A 1,674-nucleotide genomic window follows, 5' to 3' on the forward strand; every position below is an offset into this window, starting at 1 on the left:
TACTATGATTGGTATTAGATTAAAAACAAAAAAACCTTAACAATTGTTAAGGTTTTTTATTATCTATTAAGCTAAAAAGTAGCATCACCGTCGATTAAGATTGTGGTTGCTGCTTAGCCATGTATGACGACAATTCATTCATTGATGCCGTTGTAACCACTTCTCCATTTAATGAGAAAGTCACCTCTTCCCCTACTTTTTCACCACGTAAAACTGCTTTTTCGCCATTTGTATAAACAATATCGTAGTCGATAGTATTTTCATTAACTGGGTTTACTTGTACGGAATACACGGCTTTTTCATCATCAGCATCAGTATCACCTTTTTTATTAGATAATGGTTTTAGCGGTGCTTTTCTTAATGATGGGTCTAAATTTTCATTAATTTTGTATTGGGTTTTCACTTCCGAGTCGAAAATATGTGGGCTACCGTTTAATGGGTTTTTACCCGTCCAAAACTCCAATGAGTTAAAGACCACAACATCCACGGCTAATGTTAGGGCATAAACAGGTAATAATAAGATATTAACACCACCACGCGCGTAACGATTGTCCACTACTTCTAAGTTAAACTGCATCACTTTATCCGTGACCGCATTACTACCAACACAAGCAGATAAAGCAGAGGTGAGCGATGCGACTGCTGTCAGCATAGCGATTTTTTTCACCGCACTTTTAGGCATTTTGTTTCCCATAGATATTTTCCTATTTTGAATATATAAAAACAAAACTAATTCACACTATATTAATAACCAATGACTTATTTAAAAGGCTCATTTGAAAGACTTAGTTACATTGGATACCGTTAATATAATGCTAGTTAAGTTGCCCCTTTGACAGCACTGGTTAAGTGAAGTTCAACTGGCACGTTTTGTCAGGTCCTTATTGATAATCTACTACTCTACCAATAACCTCATATTAATTAACAGAAAGTACGTAAAATCGACATAAAGTATTACTCATTTCAATATCTAGGTTGTGTTACTTTTAGTGGGTTATTATCTAAATCTAAATTTTTATATTCATCTAACAGGCTTGCATCTATGCCGGGTAAACCTTCTTGTAGAGGTTCGCTGGTGAATGTTTTTGCTTGAGTAGCTGTATCCACTCGTAGTTTTTTATGTAGGGGTAAGTTATCAAGAATATCCGCGGGTAAAACGCCCTGCTCATTCCTTGCAAATAGCGCCTCATTGGTTAATAACTGTTTTAATCGAATATCTGCAAGTTGCCCTTGATGTAGATCTTGGTTTAATTCAGCCAATAAAGTACTAGACGGGCCACTATCTAATAACGGCTGAGTTGCAGGTAACTCGAAGTAGGCTCTTAGGTCCTGCTCTTCTGACACAAGCTCTGGGTTGCTTTTAACATCAAATTGCGCGAAGTCACGTGCATCATCGGATAAAAAGCTCAGTAACAAATTAAACTTATCGCGGGTACCAGCATGCACAGCAGTATTTAACTGTTGTCCTAACTGCCACTCATTAATCACCGCTTGTTGTTTAAGTTGTTCAATATTCATACTGACGTGTAGCGTCCTGTTGCTGTTTTAATGTTCACTTATGTATTTATCGGCAACAAGCTGATTTTATTTAATGTTTTTTTAAATTTAATCTTCACATGTAACTATTTTCTGATATTATGCTCCTCGAAATAACGGAGGGGTTCCCGAGTGGCC

Annotated in this window: 2 protein-coding genes; both read right to left on the reverse strand. The window is 36.7% G+C overall.

The window, feature by feature from the left end; genetic code table 11:
• Positions 1 to 94 precede the first annotated feature (94 nt).
• Positions 95 to 694, reverse strand: coding sequence for a DUF3332 domain-containing protein (locus tag DS885_RS09685; protein WP_258546887.1), 600 nt, complete (start codon positions 692 to 694; stop codon positions 95 to 97).
• Positions 695 to 963: 269 nt separating this feature from the next.
• Entirely contained in the window at positions 964 to 1,518 is a 555-nt protein-coding gene (locus tag DS885_RS09690) for a VC2046/SO_2500 family protein (RefSeq protein ID WP_258546888.1), read from the reverse strand.
• Positions 1,519 to 1,674 lie beyond the last annotated feature (156 nt).

This window comes from Psychromonas sp. B3M02, assembly GCF_003318165.1.
Lineage (GTDB): Bacteria > Pseudomonadota > Gammaproteobacteria > Enterobacterales > Psychromonadaceae > Psychromonas.

Coding starts and splice junctions, on each gene's coding strand:
- DS885_RS09685 (WP_258546887.1), bottom strand. CDS start 694: ATGGGAAACAAAATGCCTAAAAGTGCGGTGAAAAAAATCGCTATGCTG.
- DS885_RS09690 (WP_258546888.1), bottom strand. CDS start 1,518: ATGAATATTGAACAACTTAAACAACAAGCGGTGATTAATGAGTGGCAG.